This window comes from Acinetobacter lwoffii, assembly GCF_024129115.1.
Classification (GTDB): Bacteria; Pseudomonadota; Gammaproteobacteria; order Pseudomonadales; family Moraxellaceae; genus Acinetobacter; species Acinetobacter lwoffii_T.
Map to the genome: position 1 here is coordinate 194,648 of NZ_JAMXXO010000003.1, position 19,077 is coordinate 213,724.

At 44.5% G+C, this 19,077-nt stretch carries 19 protein-coding genes and 1 rRNA gene; 16 read left to right on the plus strand and 4 right to left on the minus strand.

The features are described from left to right. Positions 1 to 52: 52 nt before the first annotated feature. The 11 genes from NI470_RS05085 to NI470_RS05135 all read left to right on the plus strand — a co-directional run bounded on the left by NI470_RS05085 (position 53) and on the right by NI470_RS05135 (position 9,728). Positions 53 to 472: a hypothetical protein gene (locus NI470_RS05085; RefSeq protein ID WP_004281232.1), complete on the plus strand. Its 420-nt coding sequence runs from the start codon at positions 53 to 55 to the stop codon at positions 470 to 472. A 184-nt stretch (positions 473 to 656) separates the two neighbouring features. Beyond that, a complete protein-coding gene (locus tag NI470_RS05090) occupies positions 657 to 812 on the plus strand; it encodes a hypothetical protein (RefSeq protein ID WP_004281231.1) in 156 nt (51 codons plus the stop codon). A gap of 315 nt (positions 813 to 1,127) precedes the next feature. Further along, positions 1,128 to 1,514 carry an RcnB family protein gene (locus NI470_RS05095; RefSeq protein ID WP_004281230.1) on the plus strand — a complete coding sequence of 129 codons (387 nt, stop codon included), beginning with the start codon at positions 1,128 to 1,130 and terminating at the stop codon, positions 1,512 to 1,514. Positions 1,515 to 1,756: 242 nt separating this feature from the next. Beyond that, complete coding sequence (locus NI470_RS05100; RefSeq protein WP_005245600.1) at positions 1,757 to 2,143, plus strand: RcnB family protein; 387 nt, start codon at positions 1,757 to 1,759, stop codon at positions 2,141 to 2,143. Positions 2,144 to 2,275: 132 nt separating this feature from the next. After that, positions 2,276 to 3,619, plus strand: a complete 1,344-nt coding sequence (gene argA / locus NI470_RS05105; protein ID WP_004729045.1) for an amino-acid N-acetyltransferase — start codon at positions 2,276 to 2,278, stop codon at positions 3,617 to 3,619. Positions 3,620 to 3,952: 333 nt separating this feature from the next. Next, on the plus strand, positions 3,953 to 4,909 hold the full coding sequence (locus NI470_RS05110; protein WP_085064424.1) for a sulfonate ABC transporter substrate-binding protein: 957 nt from the start codon (positions 3,953 to 3,955) through the stop codon (positions 4,907 to 4,909). 24 nt (positions 4,910 to 4,933) lie between these two features. Continuing rightward, entirely contained in the window at positions 4,934 to 5,929 is a 996-nt protein-coding gene (locus NI470_RS05115; RefSeq protein WP_253147855.1) for an aliphatic sulfonate ABC transporter substrate-binding protein, read from the plus strand. 36 nt (positions 5,930 to 5,965) lie between these two features. After that, positions 5,966 to 7,141 (plus strand): FMNH2-dependent alkanesulfonate monooxygenase, encoded by a 1,176-nt coding sequence (gene ssuD / locus NI470_RS05120; RefSeq protein ID WP_004647160.1) that lies wholly within the window; start codon positions 5,966 to 5,968, stop codon positions 7,139 to 7,141. Then, entirely contained in the window at positions 7,141 to 7,956 is an 816-nt protein-coding gene (gene ssuC, locus NI470_RS05125) for an aliphatic sulfonate ABC transporter permease SsuC (protein WP_085064422.1), read from the plus strand. Before ssuD ends, ssuC begins: the two co-directional genes overlap by 1 nt. 21 nt (positions 7,957 to 7,977) lie before the next feature. Next, positions 7,978 to 8,784 (plus strand): ABC transporter ATP-binding protein, encoded by an 807-nt coding sequence (locus NI470_RS05130; RefSeq protein ID WP_085064421.1) that lies wholly within the window; start codon positions 7,978 to 7,980, stop codon positions 8,782 to 8,784. Positions 8,785 to 9,107: 323 nt separating this feature from the next. Continuing rightward, positions 9,108 to 9,728 (plus strand): TetR family transcriptional regulator C-terminal domain-containing protein, encoded by a 621-nt coding sequence (locus tag NI470_RS05135; protein ID WP_004281222.1) that lies wholly within the window; start codon positions 9,108 to 9,110, stop codon positions 9,726 to 9,728. Positions 9,729 to 9,794: 66 nt separating this feature from the next. Here the strand turns inward: NI470_RS05135 and NI470_RS05140 are convergent, their stop codons facing one another. After that, complete coding sequence (locus tag NI470_RS05140) at positions 9,795 to 10,358, minus strand: 5'-methylthioadenosine/S-adenosylhomocysteine nucleosidase family protein (protein WP_085064420.1); 564 nt, start codon at positions 10,356 to 10,358, stop codon at positions 9,795 to 9,797. A gap of 231 nt (positions 10,359 to 10,589) precedes the next feature. On the opposite strand from NI470_RS05140, the gene ribF reads away from it, so the two are divergent. The 5 genes from ribF (at position 10,590) to NI470_RS05165 (ending at position 16,182) form a co-directional block, all read left to right on the plus strand. Further along, positions 10,590 to 11,591: a bifunctional riboflavin kinase/FAD synthetase gene (ribF, locus tag NI470_RS05145; RefSeq protein WP_085064419.1), complete on the plus strand. Its 1,002-nt coding sequence runs from the start codon at positions 10,590 to 10,592 to the stop codon at positions 11,589 to 11,591. A 64-nt stretch (positions 11,592 to 11,655) separates the two neighbouring features. Beyond that, positions 11,656 to 14,502: an isoleucine--tRNA ligase gene (gene ileS / locus NI470_RS05150; RefSeq protein WP_253147856.1), complete on the plus strand. Its 2,847-nt coding sequence runs from the start codon at positions 11,656 to 11,658 to the stop codon at positions 14,500 to 14,502. Then, on the plus strand, positions 14,495 to 15,034 hold the full coding sequence (lspA, locus tag NI470_RS05155; RefSeq protein WP_004281218.1) for a signal peptidase II: 540 nt from the start codon (positions 14,495 to 14,497) through the stop codon (positions 15,032 to 15,034). The genes ileS and lspA overlap by 8 nt, the downstream gene beginning before the upstream one ends. Continuing rightward, positions 15,027 to 15,509, plus strand: coding sequence for an FKBP-type peptidyl-prolyl cis-trans isomerase (locus tag NI470_RS05160; protein ID WP_004281217.1), 483 nt, complete (start codon positions 15,027 to 15,029; stop codon positions 15,507 to 15,509). Before lspA ends, NI470_RS05160 begins: the two co-directional genes overlap by 8 nt. 130 nt (positions 15,510 to 15,639) lie before the next feature. Further along, positions 15,640 to 16,182: an NADPH-dependent FMN reductase gene (locus tag NI470_RS05165; protein WP_004281216.1), complete on the plus strand. Its 543-nt coding sequence runs from the start codon at positions 15,640 to 15,642 to the stop codon at positions 16,180 to 16,182. A gap of 270 nt (positions 16,183 to 16,452) precedes the next feature. Here the strand turns inward: NI470_RS05165 and NI470_RS05170 are convergent, their stop codons facing one another. The 3 genes from NI470_RS05170 to rrf form a co-directional block, all read right to left on the minus strand. Continuing rightward, a complete protein-coding gene (locus NI470_RS05170; protein WP_085064418.1) occupies positions 16,453 to 16,848 on the minus strand; it encodes a tautomerase family protein in 396 nt (131 codons plus the stop codon). Positions 16,849 to 17,308: 460 nt separating this feature from the next. Next, positions 17,309 to 18,481 (minus strand): PQQ-dependent sugar dehydrogenase, encoded by a 1,173-nt coding sequence (locus NI470_RS05175; RefSeq protein ID WP_005094880.1) that lies wholly within the window; start codon positions 18,479 to 18,481, stop codon positions 17,309 to 17,311. A gap of 191 nt (positions 18,482 to 18,672) precedes the next feature. Continuing rightward, positions 18,673 to 18,787, minus strand: a 5S ribosomal RNA gene (rrf, locus tag NI470_RS05180). Between the last annotated feature and the right edge of the window lie 290 nt (positions 18,788 to 19,077).

The window sequence follows — 19,077 nt, forward strand, 5'->3', positions numbered from 1 at the left end:
TTCATTAAAATAACAGCATACTAAGCCCCACTATATTTCACTCGAGTGCATCATGACTGAATTAAACAATATTACGGTGACCCATTTAGACGATGGCATGGTGTCGCTGCTGATTGATCAACAGCCTATTTCAGAGAAATACGGCACCAAGTTTGAAGCCAGTATCGTGGATGACATCAAAGCACTCGAAAATGCTCAGAAACTCAAATTGTTCGAGCAATTTGTATTTTCACATCAGGATCTGAATTTTGAACATGCCTATTATTATGTGACTGGTATTGAAAAATTAGACGACAGTTATCGTCTGGCCAAGCATTTTGTTTATCGCATTAAAATTGAAGGTCAGCCAGAAATCGAACATGTCATCAGCAATCAGGGCAAAGCCATGACGGCCGAGGATGTACGTGCCTTTATTCAGGCGCATGTGCAGAAATCACTCAACGATTATACTGACCTGAACTACGCTTATTAAAAGTCGGGTCATTGAATAATCTTGGGCACTTTTCGATAAAGTGCCCTTTTTTTCTTAAAATCCTGCAAAAAATAACAATAAATCGGATTTACATATTAAATATATAAAATTATACGGTTTTCCAAATTAAACTGATTGGACTATGCTTTCTTGAATCACAGATAGATCAAATTAGGAGCGCAGCATGGCTGATCAAAAACGTAAAATTGAAACAATTCACCGGATTGAACAGTTGCAGTTATCTGAAGCATTGATTGTGGCACTTGATGATGCTCTTCAAGCTGAATCCGTGGCTGACGCGATTCAGTCCTTACAAGGTTTGGCAGAGCAATGGAATTAATCTCAAACTAAACCGGCAAAATTCTTTGTCGTTTCATTAAATCATGAACTTTTTTCTCGCTGACTCAATGCTGTTTTTTTGAGCTAAATCATCGATTTTCGCTTGCATGTTGGCCCTTGCTTTGATGAGATAAGGACATGGCTCGGTAGGCTACTTTATAGAAGTGATGCCGTCGCATATAGTCATGTAAAAACATGACATCATCATAATATCTCTGCATTTGTTATAAAAATTGTGCCTGTTCTTCACAGTTTCTCTGCAATTTTTCCGTACATTAGGTGCTGTAGAAGATGAACAATTTAATGAGGGTTCAACATGAAAAAGGTTTTGGTGGCACTGGCAATTTCTTGCAGTACATTCATGCTGAGCAATGTCGTCATCGCTGCCCCTCATTTCAATGATGAATCCCGTATGGATTCACGTCATGGTCATGACAAGAAGAAAGCCCGTGAGTTCCGAGAGGAAGATCAGCAGGATAACCGCCGTATGCGTGAAGAACGCGGGGTGAAACGCCTGCAACAGTTACGCTGGCAGCCGGGTTATGTGATGCCGCAGCATTATCGTGGCAATGGCTATAAAGTTGAATACAAAGACCATCGCCTGCCTCGACCTGACCGCAAGCAGCAATGGTACAAAGTCAATAATGACTATATTCTGGTGGATTCTGAAAACAACAGCATTATCCGGATTGTGGGTGACTAGTTCATAAGTGCATTCAAATTTAATCTTTTTTAAGGCCCAACGATGTTTGGGCTTTTTTATTTCACTGGCTGAAAATTTTTAACCCAAAATCTCGCGGCTTTTCCAGTTTTCAAACTGCGTGATTCATCTACTAAATTTCTTCATGAATTTAACAATTTAACTAAATAGCCCTCACGCTTTCTATGTACTTGTTCGCTAATTTAGTCTCATCGAAATTAGATATACATCTTAAGGTGAGAGCCATGAAAAAAGTCTTAACTACAATCGCGTTATCTCTAAGTGCTTTGTTAGCTACTTCTGCAATGGCAGCACCACAGCATGACTCGCGTTATGACCATAATCCGCATAAATCGGCACCACACTGGAATGCCAAAGATAGCAAGAAATGGAATGACGACCGTCGCTGGAATGATGACCGCCGTCATAACAACCGTATGGTCAACCCAAGCCGTGACTGGCGCGTAGGCCAAACTCTACCACGTCAATATGACAACAACCGTTTTGAAGTCAGTGATCGCGAAGCACGCCGTTTACCAAATACCGGCCGTTTCCAGCAATGGTACAAAGTCAACAATGACTACGTTCTGGTCAATGAACGTACCAACAAAATTGTACGCATCATTAACTAAGCTTTCTCCATTACTGCTCGTCTTGCAGACACCTGAAGTCCCCTTCAGGTGTTTTTTTATATCTGCGCTTCCACTTGCGTTTTTTTTCATTAGAATCAAAGCTGGATCTTCAATCATTGAAATGGGCACAGCATGACTTCAGCAGAAACGTCACAAAGCACAACCTTGCAATATGTGCACTGGTTTCGCCATTCTGCGCCTTATATCAATGCGCACCGCAATAAAACCTTTGTAATCATGTTTGATGGCGAAGCCGTCTTAAATGATAACTTTCAGCATATTATTCACGATATTGCTTTATTACATTCTTTGGGCATTCGGCTGATTCTGGTACATGGTGCACGTCCGCAAATTAACCAGAATCTGGCTCAAAGCCAGATTACGACGCCTTTTTACCAGCAGCGTCGGGTCACCACACGTGAATCTTTAAGCTGCGTGATGAATGCCGTCGGTTCGATCCGCCTACAAATTGAAGCACTGCTGTCTATGGGACTGGCCAATTCGCCGATGTATGGCGCCCGGATTGATACCGTTTCAGGGAATTTTGTCACCGCCAAGCCGTATGGCATCCGCGATGGTATCGATTTTCAGTTGACCGGTGAAGTGCGCGCGGTTGATACCGATGCGATTCAGCGCCATCTGGACAGTCATAATATTGTGGTGCTTGGCCCGACCGGCTATTCCACTACCGGAGAAGTTTTTAATCTGCTGGCTGAAGAAGTTGCTACCAAAACTGCGATTCGCCTTAAGGCAGATAAACTGATTTTTCTCGGTAAGCAGCATGGTCTGATGGACAGTAACGGCCAACTCAAACGCGAAGTGACACCGCAACAACTGGATGATTTTATTCCGGTCGAACAAGATGCGCTTGAAAGAGGACTACAATTGAAAGCCGCACAGGAAGCCTCAATGAACGGCGTACATCGGGTGCATCTGATTTCTTATGCCTATGATGGTGCCCTGCTGGAAGAGCTGTTCACCCGGGATGGTTCCGGCACTCTGGTCACCGACGCGCATTATGAAGAAGTGCGGATGGCCGATATTCAGGATGTTGGCGGCCTGATCGGTTTGCTGCGTCCACTGGAAGAAGAAGGCATTCTGGTCTATCGTTCGCGTGAACGCCTAGAAAATGAAATCAACCAGTTTGCCGTAATCGAACGGGACGGCATGATTCTGGCCTGTGCCGCCCTCTACCCGATTCCGACGACAGGGGATGAATTGCGTTCTGCAGAAATTGCCTGTGTTGCGGTACATCCCAGTTATCGCAAGTCTAATCGGGGTAGCCAGATCCTGCATTATCTAGAAGAAAAAGCCAAAAGCATGCAGATTCAGCAACTGTTTATTTTAACTACCCGCACCGCGCACTGGTTTCTGGAACAAGGCTTTGAACCGGCTTCAGTCGATGACCTGCCGGATGCCCGTCAGGCTTTTTATAATTATCAACGTAATTCAATTGTTTGCAAAAAGTCACTTTAAAGTGGCTTTTTCTTTCAGTGCCTTAGCTTAATTTTAGATAAAGATATCTGGCAATCTCGCTTTAAATTTTAAAATTCTATTACTCGTTTTTAGCTAAACATATCAATAGATTAGATTTAAAAAAATAACTATAAATTTCATAGGTTTGATTAATTTAAATATTAAATCTTCATTTTTATATAAATCACTTTTCTGCATAAGTTTTGCGCTTTTTTATTTATCTTTTTTCTTCATTAGAAATTCCTGAATAGTTATTTTTTTAGAAAAACAAAAACGATTAGCGTGTGTCTAAGTTTTCATTCACTAGCTTTTCACTTTCGGGAGTTTTGATTCATGCGCCAATCTCATGTTCAGTTTTTAACAAAGACTGCGGTACTCGGTACTGCGATGGTGGGTGTCATGATGCTTTCAGGCTGCTCGAAAAAAGAAGAGACCATTACCCTGAATATTGGTTTCCAAAAATACGGCGTATTACCGATTTTAAAAGAACGCGGCACGCTGGAAACCACCTTAAAACAGCAAGGGATCAATGTGAAATGGGTAGAATTTACTGCTGGTCCGCAACTGCTTGAGGGACTGAACGTTGGTAGCGTCTCTTTTGGTGAAGCCGGTGAAGCACCGCCAATTTTTGCCCAGGCGGCCAACTCAAATCTGGTTTATGTGGCCAATCAGCCGCAAGCGCCTAAGGCCGAAGCTTTAATTGTACCGAAAGATTCACCAATCCAGTCCATTCAGGATCTGAAAGGCAAACGGGTAGCCCTGAACAAAGGTTCAAACGTGCATTACCTGCTGTTAAAAGTTCTGGAAGCCAACAAGCTGACACTCGGTGATATCGAAGTGATCTATTTACCCCCTTCCGATGCACGTGCTGCATTTGAACGTGGTGCAGTCGATGCCTGGGTGATCTGGGATCCGTTCTTTGCAGCTGCTGAACATCAGATTGGTGCGCGTGTCATTGCCAGCGGTGAAAATGTGGTGAGCAATCATCAGTTCTATCTGGCAGATCGCAAGTTCGCAGAAAGCCATCCTCAGGTGGTACAGGCGGTCGTCAATGAACTGAATCTGACCACGGACTGGGTCGCAAAAAATCAGGATGCTGCCGCACAGTTACTGCAAAAACCGACAGGTCTGGCCGTCGATGTCTTGAAAACCTCTATTTCACGCATGGGTTTCGGCGTTAAACCTCTCACGACTGACGTGATTCAAAAACAGCAACAAGTGGCGGATGCCTTTTACGCGCAGCAGCTGATTCCACAAAAGCTGAATATTGATGCAGCAATTATTAAATAACAGCAGAATAATTCGAGAATAAAGATGAGTCATTTAAAAACAGTTTCTTATATCAGCTTAGCATTATTGAGCTTTAGTCTGACTGGCTGCCAGAAACAGGAATCACAGCAAACGGCTGCTGCAGAAACCAAAGCAGCACAACAGGTACAAAGCATTGCGGTTGGCTTTCAGAAATCAGCTTTGAATCTGCTGGTGGCACGCGATGAAAAGCTATTAGAACAACAATTTCCCAATGCCAAAATTGAATGGAAAGAGTTTCCGGCAGGCCCGCAAATGCTGGAAGCCTTAGCAGTCGGTGCAGTGGATTATGGCTATGTGGGGAATACTCCGCCCATTTTTGCACAGGCGGCAGACAAAGCCCTGAGCTACGTGGCCTTTGAAAAAGTGGCGGGAAATTCTTTGGCCGTGGTCGTGCCGAAAGACAGTGTGATTCAAAACATTCAACAGTTGAAAGGAAAACGGATCGCGGTTCAAAAAGGTTCAAGTGCCCATGAACTTCTGGCCAAAACCCTGGAAAAAGCAGGATTGGAGTGGTCAGAGATTCAAGCCATTTGGCTTCCCCCTGCGGATGCACGTGCTGCTTTTGACAAAAAAGCCATTGATGCCTGGGCAATCTGGGATCCCTTTCTGGGTGCAGCCGAGTTCGACAGCCAGGTTAAGGTGCTGATTGAATCCAGTGACTTTCCACAAACCTACTCCTTTTATATCGGCAATCCCGAATTTATTCGGAAGCATCCGGATAGCCCCGGGAAGTTTATTCAGGCCTTAAATGCATCTGACCAGTGGATTCTTAAAAACCAGGCTGTAGCTCTAGATATTTATCAGAAAAGTACCGGTCTGAAACCAGAAGTGGCAAAGATTGCATTTGAGCGTCGTCTTAAACCTTCGCCGGTACAACCATTAACGACGGAAGTGATCAAAGCCCAACAGAATATTGCCGATCTCTTCCAGCAGGTTCAACTGATTCCCAAAACCATCAGCGTCCAGCAACAGATCTGGTCGCCAGCAGCCACACATTGATGAACAAACAAGATGATTTAATTTAAGGAATATCACATGAAAATTTTCTGGTTTATCCCCACTCATGGCGACAGCCGTTACTTAGGCACCAGCAAGGGCGCACGTGTTGTAGATCATGCCTACATGAAGCAGATTGCCGTTGCCGTGGATAATCTTGGTTATGAAGGTGTCCTGATTCCGACTGGCCGTTCTTGTGAAGATCCATGGTTAACTGCAGCCAGCCTGATTGATGCGACCAAAAAATTAAAATTCCTGGTGGCATTGCGTCCAGGCGTGACCACGCCGGCACTGGCTGCACGTATGGCCGCGACCTTTGACCGCTTGTCTAATGGCCGAGTACTGCTGAATCTGGTGACTGGCGGTGACGAGCAGGAGCTAAAAGGTGATGGCGTCTATGAAGATCACACAACCCGTTATAAAACGGCGACCGAATACACCACCATCTGGCGTGAAATTTTAAAACGCTCACATACCGGTGAAAGCTTTAGTTTCCATGGCGAACGCTTAAGTGTCGATGATGCAAAATTGCTGTATCCACCCATTCAGCAGCCGCATCCGCCTTTATGGTTTGGTGGCTCATCGGATGATGCCATTGAGCTGGCCACGGATCAGGTCGATACTTACTTGACCTGGGGCGAGCCACCGGCAGCAGTCAAAGAAAAAATTGCAGTGGTAAAAGCCAAGGCTGCAGCTAAAGGTCGTGAACTGAATTACGGGATCCGTTTACACGTGATCGTACGCGAAACCAATGAGCAGGCCTGGGCGGCGGCTGAAGAACTGATTCAATATGTGGATGATGCCACTATCGCTGCAGCCCAAGCCAAGTTCAAATCCATGGACTCGGTCGGTCAGCGCCGTATGGCAGAACTGCACAATGGCGATCGCAGCAAACTCGAAGTTTCTCCAAACCTCTGGGCAGGTGTGGGTCTGGTTCGTGGTGGTGCAGGTACGGCACTGGTCGGCGATCCGGAAACTGTCGCTGCACGTATCCAGGAATATGCCGATCTGGGGATCAGCACCTTTATTTTCTCAGGCTATCCACATCTGGAAGAATCCATCCGTTTTGCAGAACTGGTATTCCCTTTACTTCCACTGGAAACCCAGCAAAAACTCACTCAACCAAACTTGACCGGTCCATTTGGTGAAATCGTGGCGAACAACTACACACCGGACGAGAACAAGCAGGCTGAGAAAATTAAGGAGTCTGCTTAATGTCAAAAGTCGTTTCCGTTGAAACCCTGACCCCAAAGCAGGTTTCACGTGGAACAATTCTGGGGCAGCATCTGCTGCCCTGGCTGGTTCCAATTTTCTTGATTGCAGTTTGGCAAATTGCCTCTAGCACAGGCCTGCTGGAAAGCCGGATTCTGCCTGCACCGAGTGCCGTGGTTTTAGCCTTCTGGAGTTTATTGCTCAGCGGTGAACTGTGGACGCATGTGCAAGTCAGTGCAGGACGTGCCATCAGCGGATTATTGGTAGGTGGGGGTTTGGGCCTATTGCTGGGTCTGTTAAATGGTTCATCCAAAACTGCCTCTACCCTGCTCGACACCACCTTGCAGATGATCCGCAATATTCCTGCACTGGCACTCATTCCCCTAGTCATCTTATGGTTCGGGATTGATGAATCTGCCAAATTGTTTCTGGTGGCGATTGGGGTATTTTTCCCGATTTATATCAATACCTATCATGGGATTCGTTCCGTCGATCCGCAATTGATCGAGATGGGCAAAAGCTACGGCTTAACTCGCTGGCAACTGTATAAAGAAATTATTCTGCCGGGTGCGATGCCGTCAATTCTGGTCGGACTGCGTTTTTCTCTAGGTCTGGTCTGGGTACTGTTAATCGTTGCCGAAACTATTTCTGCTCAGTCTGGTATTGGTTATATGACCATGAATGCACGTGAATTTTTGCAAACTGACGTGGTCTTGGTGGGTATTTTACTGTATGCCCTGCTTGGCAAACTGGCCGATGTTCTGGCCGTGGCCTTAGAGCGATTCCTGCTGCGCTGGCATGCCGGCTATCAAAAATAAAGAATAAATGAGGAGCATGTGATGACTGATCTCAGTTTAGGGCGTCATGCCAATGACCCGATTGTGCCACTGGAACAACCTGCGGCAGAGATCAATCCTGCTGCAGTGATCGGTGCCGAAATTATCATTGAACAGCTGCACAAGTTTTACGGTTCGGTCAAGGTTTTGGAAGATCTGGACCTGCATATCCAGCCGGGTGAATTTCTGGCAATTGTCGGTCGCAGCGGTTGTGGTAAAAGTACCTTATTGCGCCTGATTGCCGATCTGGAACAGCGAAGCTACGGCGAAATCAAGTTCAAGTCAGCCCGGCATATCCGTGAAGGCATTACTGCCGATGATATCCGAGTGATGTTTCAGGACCCACGCCTGCTGCCTTGGCGTAGCATCGAACAGAATGTGCAGTTAGGCCTGGGTAAAGAGCAGCATGCCAAAGCCTCTCAAATGCTGGAAAAAGTCGGCCTAAAAGAAAAAGCTGGACTGTGGCCTTCACAGCTTTCTGGAGGACAACGGCAACGTACCGCCTTGGCGCGGGCATTATCGCATCAGCCGCGTATTCTGTTGCTGGATGAACCACTCGGTGCTCTGGATGCCCTGACACGTCTGGAAATGCAAAACCTGATTGAGCGCTTATGGACCGAACAAGGCTTTACCGCCATTCTGGTCACGCATGATGTCAGTGAAGCAGTACAACTGGCAGACCGGATTATCTTGCTGGACAAAGGCCATATTGCCAAAGAATTTCGGGTCGACTTACCTCGTCCCCGGCAAAAAAGTGTGACATTTGCAGAACTGGAACAGCAGGTCTTGCAGGCAGTTTTAGCGACCTGAATACCTAATCCAACCCAAAATCGCGCATGGTTTTGGGTCTTATTCTTATAAAAAATACTTTTATCTCCATAAGAATACATTTTCATCAGATTCATTTCAGTATTATTCTTCTCTTCAATTGATGAAGAAAAAAGATGAATAAATGAAGTATTTTCAGAAACTTGAATTTTTCTCCTGGTATAGATGCATTTAGCCTGTTTAAAATATTGATCTAGAGAATAAATCATCATTATTCAAAAAATTAGCCTGTGACTGTGTGCACAAATCTGATGATTTGCCGTACAATTGAGGATTCCCTTTTTCATTGTTTTTTATATTTGCTAATGGAACAAAAAAAGAGTACTCAAAAACGCAATCAGCTGCTAAATGCTGCACTAGACGTATTTTCCCTATATGGTTTTAATGGGGCAAGTCTGGATGAAATCGCACAAATTGCAGAAATGCATAAGTCGAATATTTTCTATTATTATGAAAATAAAGAAGCCCTGTATGTCGAGGTATTAACCACCGTTCTACAAAAATGGCTGGCGCCTTTACAAACCTTGGAAGCTGAACTTGAGCCTGAAGAAGCGATCACCAATTATTTGATGCAAAAAATTGAAGTGTCGCGTACCCAGCCTAAAGCATCACGTTTATTTGCTTTGGAGGTGATTCAAGGTGCACCGCATATTCTGGAAATTTTAAAAGGTCCGCTGAAAAAACTGGTCAAGCGTAAAGCCAAAGTAATTTCCAACTGGCAGGAGCAAGGCAAGATTTCTGCAGATATTGATCCTGAGTTACTGATTCTGAATATTTGGGCGATTACCCAGAACTATGCAGACTTTGCCACTCAAATGGAAATGGTCACGGGTAAAACTTTGCGTAACCGCAGCATGCAGCAACGCATTATCCAGCATACGGTACACATGATGTTATACGGCGTGATTCCACGCACGGATAAATAAGCAAGCGCTTCTGATTGGCACACGACCATAGCTGCTATGGTCGCCGAGCAAACTTAACTTTCCTATTTATTTTACCATTTGATATAAATCTAATAATTTTTTCGCACCCAATAACAGATTTTCTTCCCAATCCAGATGCGCAGTCTCATTGGCTCCATCACTAATGTATTTCACTGAAATCAGCCGAACGCCCAGCTTTTTACAGACTTTTGCCAAGGCATAGCCTTCCATATCGACCAAATTACACGCCACTTTTGAAATACCGGTTTCAAAGCTGTCGCCTGTCCCACAAATTCCTTTCGGCAAATGGTCAAAGAAAGAATCCAGCTCAATGGCACCCGGGAAATGCTGATCCATCGGGGTCATGCCGATCTCAAAGCCAAGGGGCGACACATCCATATCACGCTGTACAAATTGCGTGACTTCGACCAGTTCATGCGCATTGAAATATGAACTCCCCGCGCTGCCCAAATTCAGCAAGGTACTGCAACCGGTGTTCTGAATCACCTCAAAGGCTTTAAAGGCCGCGTTGACTTTACCAATCCCGCTGTAATGCACCTGAATGCCTTCTGCTTCAAACAAGCCTTTGGATTCATTGGGTAGAGCCATGATGAGTGCCAGATCGGACATTCGAAACACCTGATATCAAGAAAAACCCTGACATTAGAAAACAAAACCGGCTGAATGAAAAGCACCAGTGCTCTGATCAAACATACTTAGTGCGTAGAAAAACCAGCCGACTCAATTCCAAGGAAGATGAATTTTCAAGAAAAATATTGCATAAAAACACAACAGCAAGACGAAAGCGCGAGATTATGGCAATATATAGCCTCTCGATATTTCTAAGCACTTGATTTGCCCATGCAGCTGCTCCGTCTAAATGCTTTAGCCTCTCATTCTGAATTACCCAAAACTGCCGTGACCATCGGTAATTTTGACGGCGTGCATTTAGGCCATCAGGCGATGATCCGTCAGCTGCAACAGGTGGCCAAAGCACAGGGTTTAAAATCTGTAGTGATGATTTTCGAGCCGCAACCACTTGAATACTTTCAGGGTTATGATGCTCCACCGCGTATTTCATCATTGCGTGAAAAAGTTGAATATCTGACTGAGCTGGGTGTGGACTATATCGCAGTGGCGAAATTTGACCATACTTTCCGCAGCCTGACTGCAGAAGCCTTTGCCGACATTTTAAAAGAAAAACTGAATGCCCGGCATCTGGTCTTGGGCGATGATTTTCACTTTGGTAAAAACCGCCAGGGCAACAGCGAATTCCTGCGCAATTACGGCTTTGAAGTGACCAATTTAAATACCATTGCTCTAGATGGTGAACGGGTTAGTTCCACCCGGATTCGCCAGACCTTGCAAGCCGGTGATTTAGCCTTGGCCGCACAATTGCTGGGTCGTCCCTATAGCATTACCGGGCGAGTGCAATATGGCGATCAGATTGGTCGAACCATTGATTTCCCGACCATTAATGTACGGCTCAACCGTCATAAGCCCTGCCTGAAAGGAATTTATGGGGTGGAAGTCATTTGTGAAACCCAATCCTTAAAAGACAAAGTAAAAGCCGACTCTGCAACGCAAACCGGTATTGCGGGTTATGACCCGACTGCCCTGTTTGGGGCAGGTCATGTCGGCACACGTCCGGCCATCAAACAAGCACATCCAGAGTGGCGATTAGAAGTACATTTTCCAGATGTTTCTGCTAATCTGTATGGCCTGTTGATGCGGGTGACGTTCTTAAACTATTTACATGGCGAAAAGGACTATCCTTCGCTTGAATCGCTAAAAGCCGGAATTGATGATGATGTCGAGAAACTGCTTGAGTTTCGTCGAAATCACCCCACATTTCCCTTTTAATATCCCATATTTTTATTGTAAAACGTGTCAGTGACATAACTGATTAGATTGGAAGACGACTTGCATGAGCGATAAGCAAACTCCTGAAAATGCAGTGGACTATAAAGCCACGCTAAACCTCCCAGGTACTGACTTTGCAATGAAAGCAAACTTGGCAGTACGTGAAGCGAAATGGTTAGAAGAGTGGTATGCCGACAACATTTATCAGCAGATTCGTGAATCGCGTATTGGCAAGACAAAATACGTGCTTCATGACGGCCCTCCTTATGCCAATGGTCAAATCCATTTGGGTCATGCAGTCAATAAAGTACTCAAAGACATCATCATCAAAAGCCGTGTCATGGATGGCTTTGATGCACCGTATGTACCGGGCTGGGACTGTCACGGTTTGCCAATCGAACTCAAAGTCGAAGAAAAAGTCGGTAAAGTCGGCGTAAAAGTGGATGCATCTACCTTCCGTAAAGCCTGCCGTGAATATGCCTACACCCAAGTTGAGCTTCAAAAGAAAGACTTCGTACGTATGGGCGTATTCGGGGATTGGGACAATCCTTACTTAACGATGAACTTCAAACAAGAAGCTGACATCGTACGTTCATTGGGTGCAATCGCGAAAGCAGGTCATATCGAGCCAGGTCTGAAACCAGTCAACTGGTGTTTAGACTGTGGTTCATCACTCGCTGAAGCTGAAGTTGAATACGAAGATAAAAAATCTGACGCAATTGACGTCGGTTTCACGGTTGTAGACCTTGCTGATTTATCTGCACGTGTCGGCGTAGAAATCGCTGATCGTACGGATATCGTGATTTGGACAACAACGCCTTGGACCATGCCTGCTAACCAAGCGGTTGCACTCCACGCTGAACTTGAATACCAACTGGTGAAAGCAATTGGTGAAGACAAAGCATCACAAAACTTCATCCTTGCGAAATCATTGGTTGAGTCTGCAACTCAGCGTTATGGCTTTACTGCATTTGAAGTGCTTGCTGAATTCACAGGTGCAAAACTTGAGAATTTAGTTCTTCAACATCCTTTAATTAGCGACCGCCAAGTGCCAGTGATCTTGGGTGAACACGTCACCGATGCTAGCGGTACAGGTGCAGTACATACCGCACCGGGCCACGGTGTAGACGACTATAAAGTTGGTTTACAGTACAACTTAAAAGTAGAAAACCCAGTCGGCGGTAATGGTGTGTATTTACCGACTTCGCCAATCTTCCCGGGCGAGCACATCTACAAAGCCAATCCAAAAATCATTGCAGCATTGACTGAAGCGACCAAGCTTTGGGCACACGTGGTGATCAAGCATAGCTACCCGCATTGCTGGCGCCATAAAACCCCGATTATCTTCCGTGCGACCCCACAATGGTTCATCAGCATGGATGCCAAAGGTCTGCGTCAAAATGCACTGAATGCGATTGAAAACGATATCAGCTTTGTACCGGACTGGGGTAAAAACCGTATCCAGGCGATGATTGAAGGTCGTCCGGACTGGTGTATTTCACGTCAACGTACTTGGGGTGTGCCAATTCCGTTCTTCGTACACAAAGACACCAATGAATTGCACCCACGTACGCCTGAACTGATTGAAGAAGTGGCTAAGCTGATCGAGCAAGAAGGCATTGATGGCTGGTATAACCGTGATGCCTCTGAGTTTATCGGTGCGGATGCTGAACAATACAACGCAGTTCGTGACACATTAGATGTCTGGTTTGACTCTGGTACAACGCACTATGCGGTACTGCGTGAACGTGAAGAACTGACTGATCCTGCTGATTTGTACCTTGAAGGTTCAGACCAGCACCGTGGCTGGTTCCAGTCGTCGTTATTGACCTCGATTGCGATTAACGAACGTGCGCCATATAAAGGTCTATTGACTCACGGTTTCGTCGTGGATGAAAAAGGCCGCAAGATGTCCAAGTCGATCGGTAACGTGATCACGCCGCAAGACATCATTAAAGATATGGGTGCGGATGGCTTACGCTTCTGGATCGCATCAGCGGACTACCGTTATGAAATGACCGCGGGTAAAGAAATTTTTAGCCGTGCCTCTGATGGTTACCGTCGTATCCGTAACACGCTTCGTTTCTTGCTTGCTAACCTGAATGGCTTCAAACCATCAACAGATGCGCTTCCTGTAGATCAATTGATCGCGCTGGATCAATACATTCTGCAACGTGCATCTGAAGTGCAAGAAACCATTAAGAAAGCATACGAAGATATGAACTTCCATATCGTAACGACTGCTCTGACTAATTTCTGTATCAATGACTTGGGTGGTTTCTACTTAGACATCATCAAAGACCGTCAATACACCACGAAAGCGGATTCGCAAGCACGTCATTCTGCACAAACTGCGTTGTATCACTTGGTACAAGCATTCGTGCGTTGGATGTCACCAATCCTGAGCTTCACTGCACAAGAAGCTTGGCCGTTAATTCCTGAGCAATCAGAGAAATACGTGTTCACGGCTGAATGGTATGATATTCCTGTGGCTTCAACTGCAAATGTAGTATCTGAAGCTGAATGGCAAACGCTCATTGCCGTGAAATCTGCAGTAAACAAATTCATTGAAACTGCACGTACCGCGAAAACTGTCGGTTCTAACTTGTCTGCCAAAGTTGAACTTTGGGCAAATGCCGAATTAAAAGCAGTGCTAGATAAGTTAAGTGATGAGCTTCGTTTCGTACTGATCACATCACAAGTGATCGTCAATGAGTTTGATGCAGCACAAGGTGAAGCGTCTGATCTTGAAGGCTTGAATGTGAAAGTTTCAGCAGCTGATGGCGAAAAATGCGTACGTTGCTGGCATGTATTACCAGATGTAAATACACATTTTGCACATCCTGGTCTATGCGGTCGTTGTATCATCAACCTTCCTACAGGCCAAGGCGAAGAGAGAAAATATGCCTAATACCCACACCAAAAAGGGCTTATTCCAGTTCTATCCACATAATTTATGGTGGGTTGGACTGGCCATTCTGGCGATCATTCTGGATCAATGGACCAAATGGATTGCAGTGACAAATCTGAACTATGCAGATCCTGTTCCTGTGCTGCCCTTTTTAAATTGGACACTGCTACATAACTATGGCGCTGCCTTTAGTTTCCTGTCCGATGCCGGTGGTTGGCAACGCTATTTCTTTACTTCACTGGCAGGTTTAGTGTCTGTAATCTTTGTGTTTTGGCTGATGCGCATGCCAAAAGACATGAAAATTTTACCATTGGCGATTGCCCTGATTCTGGGTGGTGCCATCGGTAATTTAATCGACCGGGTCAGCCTCGGCTATGTAGTCGATTTTATTCATGTGTATTACCAGAACAGCCACTTCCCTGCGTTCAATATCGCAGATAGTGCTATTACTGTAGGCACTATTCTGATGCTGATTGATACCTTTTTCTTAGAAAAACATCGAATTCAACGGGCGCAAGCACAACATGACTGATTTTATTCATCCTAACGAAGAAACCCGGGTTGCAGACGGTTCTAAAGTCGAGCTGCACTTTTCTGTCGCAATCGAAAATGGCGTGGAAATTGACAATACCCGTAGCCGTGAAGAACCGGTCAGCCTGGTGATTGGTGATGGCAATTTACTGCCTGGTTTTGAAAAAGCATTGTTTGGTTTACGTGCCGGTGACCGTCGTACGGTGAGCCTGCCGCCAGAAGATGCTTTTGGTCCATGGAATCCAGAAAACATCCAGAAATTTGATACGGTGAAGTTCGGAGAACGTCCGATCGAAGGTCACATGATCGAGTTTGAAGACAAAGCCAAAGCCACCCTGTATGGCGTGGTGAGATCGGTGAATGATGACATCACTGAAGTGGACTTTAACCATCCATTGGCAGGCAAAAACATCACCTTTGAAGTGGAAATCTTTAAAGTGACACCTGCGGGTCAGCAAGGCATTAAACTGATGTAAAACCTCAGCTAATTAACTGATTTTAAAAAAGCTCCTTCGGGAGCTTTTTATTTTCCGGATACAAATCATCTCTAGTCACCTTCCTGAAATCTGATTAATTTGATGATCAGACCCGAAGAAAGGATAAAACATGAAAATTTATATTGTGGTTGGGAGTGTTCGTGAGGGACGTACTGCGATTAAAGTGGCGCACTGGGTACTGCAGGAAATTAAAAGTTATGCCTTTAGCACTTTAGAAACTGAAATTGTCGATCTAAAAGAATGGGATCTTCCGCTGTTTTCTGGTGCTCATCCCCCATTGACCGGGATTTATGATCAGCCCAAACAGCAAGACTGGGCCGACAAGATTGCGCTTGGCGATGCCTTTATTTTTGTCACGCCTGAATACAATCATGGCTATAGCCCTGCCCTGAAAAATGCCCTGGATTATCTCGGCAAGGAATGGCAAGGCAAACCGGCAGCTTATATTGGTTATGGTGCGACCAACGGATCACGTTCGATTGACCAGATTCGTCAAGTCGGCACTCAACTTGGACTGGTAGATACCAATGCCGTGATCGAAATCCGTGACATCTTTGCACGCAACAAAGATTATTCCTTCCAAGGCAATGAATTTGATAATAAAAACTTAAAAGCTGTAGTGGATAGACTGATTCAATATGTCAGTGCTTAATGACTGGACGACAGCCCTGTACGTTTTAGCCTACATGCAGCGCAGAGTTTAGCCGCTATGCAGTCATTTTATGCGAGGCTATAGTGAGTACATAGACAGACAGGAAGTCTGCAAAGCGATACGACAACAATAAAAAGCGCCAATCAACAGGACGTTGACAGATTAGACAGGAGTCAGATCTGAGAAGCAAATCCAGAAAAGCCTCGACAGGATGTTGAGGCTTTTCTGTTTTTAAACTTTAGATTTAACTTGAATACTGATCGGGATGCATCAGACATTCACCTTAAACCCGAGATCAACATCACAGGCGGCTTGCCCTCCTCGAATTCCCCAATTTTCCAATGCACTTTCTCTCAGATGAATCAGAATATGATCTGCAGGAATACCGATTTCCCCGAGACTTTTGACCATCTGCTGATACAAATTGCGCTTGGTCTCCAGACTGCGGCCAGCAAAACAGTCAATACTGATCAAGGTAAAATATTCAGGCTGAGCTAAATGGCTCATATACTGAAAACGATGCGCTTCATGCACGACCAGACGAATATTACGATCATATTCAGGCAGCTGAAAGGCAGTTTTCACACAATGAAATACGCTGTTAAGCAATTGTTCCTCAACTGCTTGAGGATATTGTTGGCGAACTTCAATTTGAATCATGGGCATAGGAGTTTCCTTTTTATTATTTTATCGACGTTTTTATTTATATCAGTTGATAGATATCAAAAGCGTAATCTCTCGCTAACATACAGCAAAATCATCACCGCAGTTTATGATTTGGTCAGATGATCATTTTGAAACAGTATTTTTAAAATTATCTTTTAAAATTCGGCTGTCGGCTTTGACCTACAATCCATGCAGTTAAACTGCCCTATTGCGTTGTATCGCTTCAGGCTATATTCAGATCATACCAAGACAGGAAGTCTTGTAAGAAAAATAAAAAAATTCACGTAGCAGGATGCTGATCGGTATAACAGACATTATACCTTTAACAGAATATGAAAAGGCCTTCACAGGATGTAGAGGCCTTTTTCTTTCATGCCAGCATCAGCTTAAAAAGATTTTTATTCAGATGGTCAGCTTATTCAATATTTCATATTTAGATAAGCATCCTAAAAGCAGAGGATTAAGGTGCTGTCATTTTTAACAAACCGGCTTGCGAACCATCTTGAATCACCCACAGTGAACCATCCTGTGCCTGAGCAACCCCGCGAATCCGCTCCTTCATATCCAGACGCTGGACTTCTTTCACTGGAGTCTGGGTCGTATCCACAATCACAATCGCCTTGGAAGACAGACCGGTCGCAATCGCTTTATTTTTCCATTTCGGGAAGACATTAGCCGTATAAAACATTAAATCTGAAGGAGAAATTACCGGAGTCCAATCCAGTGCCGGGGCCTCAAATTCAGGTCGGGTACTGTGGTCAGGAATCGGCTTGCCATCATAATGATCGCCATTGGACACTAACGGATAACCATAATTTTTAGCTTTGACAATCTTGTTCAGTTCATCGCCGCCTTTTGGTCCCATTTCGATCACCCAAAGCTGCCCTTTCGGATCAAAAGCCATGCCTAGAGGATTACGATGTCCAAGACTCCAGACCTGCTGGGCAATTTTACCCTGATTCATAAACGGATTATCGGCAGGGATTGAGCCATCATCATTCAGGCGAATAATTTTACCGGCGTTGGATTGCATATCCTGTGCAGGGTTGAATTGCTGACGTTCTCCTGAACTGATCCATAACTTACCATCCGACCCGAATACAATCCGATGGGCATAATGTCCCTGGCCTGAAAATTTCGGCACTTGCGTCCAGATCCGTTCAATTTGTGTGAGTTGAGGAGTGGCTTGATTTAAGTTTAATTTACCCCGGATCACCACTGCACCATATCCGCCTTGGCCTTGTTCAGCATAGCTCAGATATACCCACCGATTCTTTGCAAAATCAGGATGTAAAGCAACTTCGCCTAAGCCACCCTGGCCTCCATATGCGACTTGAGGTATGCCTTTAACTTCAATTTTTTTCTTGGTTTTTGGATCAAAGAGCTGCAATTTTCCTTTGCGCTCAGTAATTAATAGTCGGCCATCCTTTAAAGTAGTAATCGCCCACGGCTCATTAAATTGAGCAACCTGTTCAACCTTATATTTTTGCAAGTTAGAAGAGACTGCATCCGATTTGGCAGCTGATGTAGATACCTCTTGACTACTTCTAGAAGATGAATTCTCTGCATGACAGGCAGTAAATGCTAAAGCACAACAACTGAGTAGAATTTTTATTTTAAATTGCGACAACATTATCTTCTCCATACTGATTTATTGTTCAAATTAACATAAAGATACAGAATTTATAATGTAAATTCAGCAGAGAAAGGTAAATAGATACATTTTAAAAACTATAAAACGAGTTAATTTTGAAGTTTTATTTATAATTTTTGCACATAAAAAAATCCCCCTCTGCCTTAGCGGAGGGGGATTTTGGAATAATGAGCTGGCGATGACTTACTCTCACATGGGTAACCCCACACTACCATCAGCGCTAAGAGGTTTCACTTCTGAGTTCGGGAAGGGATCAGGTGGTTCACTCTTGCTATGGTCGCCAGCACAACTGTTTATGGATACTTGCTAGGTCTTACGTTTTGCCTTGCTTTCTACCAAATAGAATTCATTAACAGGTATATCTGAGTTCTTGCGAGTAGAACTAAGCAGTGCTTAATTATACTCTCATTTGTTCGATTAGCTTAACTAAATCAAGTTTTCGTCTGATCGTTAGATCAATATGAAATCAATTGATGCTTTATATACAACTGTTTGGGTGTTGTATAGTCAAGCCTCACGAGCAATTAGTATTGGTCAGCTTCACATATCACTATGCTTCCACATCCAACCTATCA

Excerpts from the sequence above, each read along its gene's own strand:
- NI470_RS05085 (WP_004281232.1), top strand. The coding sequence starts at position 53 with ATGACTGAATTAAACAATATTACGGTGACCCATTTAGACGATGGCATG.
- NI470_RS05090 (WP_004281231.1), top strand. The coding sequence starts at position 657 with ATGGCTGATCAAAAACGTAAAATTGAAACAATTCACCGGATTGAACAG.
- NI470_RS05095 (WP_004281230.1), top strand. The coding sequence starts at position 1,128 with ATGAAAAAGGTTTTGGTGGCACTGGCAATTTCTTGCAGTACATTCATG.
- NI470_RS05100 (WP_005245600.1), top strand. The coding sequence starts at position 1,757 with ATGAAAAAAGTCTTAACTACAATCGCGTTATCTCTAAGTGCTTTGTTA.
- argA (WP_004729045.1), top strand. The coding sequence starts at position 2,276 with ATGACTTCAGCAGAAACGTCACAAAGCACAACCTTGCAATATGTGCAC.
- NI470_RS05110 (WP_085064424.1), top strand. The coding sequence starts at position 3,953 with ATGCGCCAATCTCATGTTCAGTTTTTAACAAAGACTGCGGTACTCGGT.
- NI470_RS05115 (WP_253147855.1), top strand. The coding sequence starts at position 4,934 with ATGAGTCATTTAAAAACAGTTTCTTATATCAGCTTAGCATTATTGAGC.
- ssuD (WP_004647160.1), top strand. The coding sequence starts at position 5,966 with ATGAAAATTTTCTGGTTTATCCCCACTCATGGCGACAGCCGTTACTTA.
- ssuC (WP_085064422.1), top strand. The coding sequence starts at position 7,141 with ATGTCAAAAGTCGTTTCCGTTGAAACCCTGACCCCAAAGCAGGTTTCA.
- NI470_RS05130 (WP_085064421.1), top strand. The coding sequence starts at position 7,978 with ATGACTGATCTCAGTTTAGGGCGTCATGCCAATGACCCGATTGTGCCA.
- NI470_RS05135 (WP_004281222.1), top strand. The coding sequence starts at position 9,108 with ATGGAACAAAAAAAGAGTACTCAAAAACGCAATCAGCTGCTAAATGCT.
- NI470_RS05140 (WP_085064420.1), bottom strand. The coding sequence starts at position 10,358 with ATGTCCGATCTGGCACTCATCATGGCTCTACCCAATGAATCCAAAGGC.
- ribF (WP_085064419.1), top strand. The coding sequence starts at position 10,590 with ATGCAGCTGCTCCGTCTAAATGCTTTAGCCTCTCATTCTGAATTACCC.
- ileS (WP_253147856.1), top strand. The coding sequence starts at position 11,656 with ATGAGCGATAAGCAAACTCCTGAAAATGCAGTGGACTATAAAGCCACG.
- lspA (WP_004281218.1), top strand. The coding sequence starts at position 14,495 with ATGCCTAATACCCACACCAAAAAGGGCTTATTCCAGTTCTATCCACAT.
- NI470_RS05160 (WP_004281217.1), top strand. The coding sequence starts at position 15,027 with ATGACTGATTTTATTCATCCTAACGAAGAAACCCGGGTTGCAGACGGT.
- NI470_RS05165 (WP_004281216.1), top strand. The coding sequence starts at position 15,640 with ATGAAAATTTATATTGTGGTTGGGAGTGTTCGTGAGGGACGTACTGCG.
- NI470_RS05170 (WP_085064418.1), bottom strand. The coding sequence starts at position 16,848 with ATGCCCATGATTCAAATTGAAGTTCGCCAACAATATCCTCAAGCAGTT.
- NI470_RS05175 (WP_005094880.1), bottom strand. The coding sequence starts at position 18,481 with ATGTTGTCGCAATTTAAAATAAAAATTCTACTCAGTTGTTGTGCTTTA.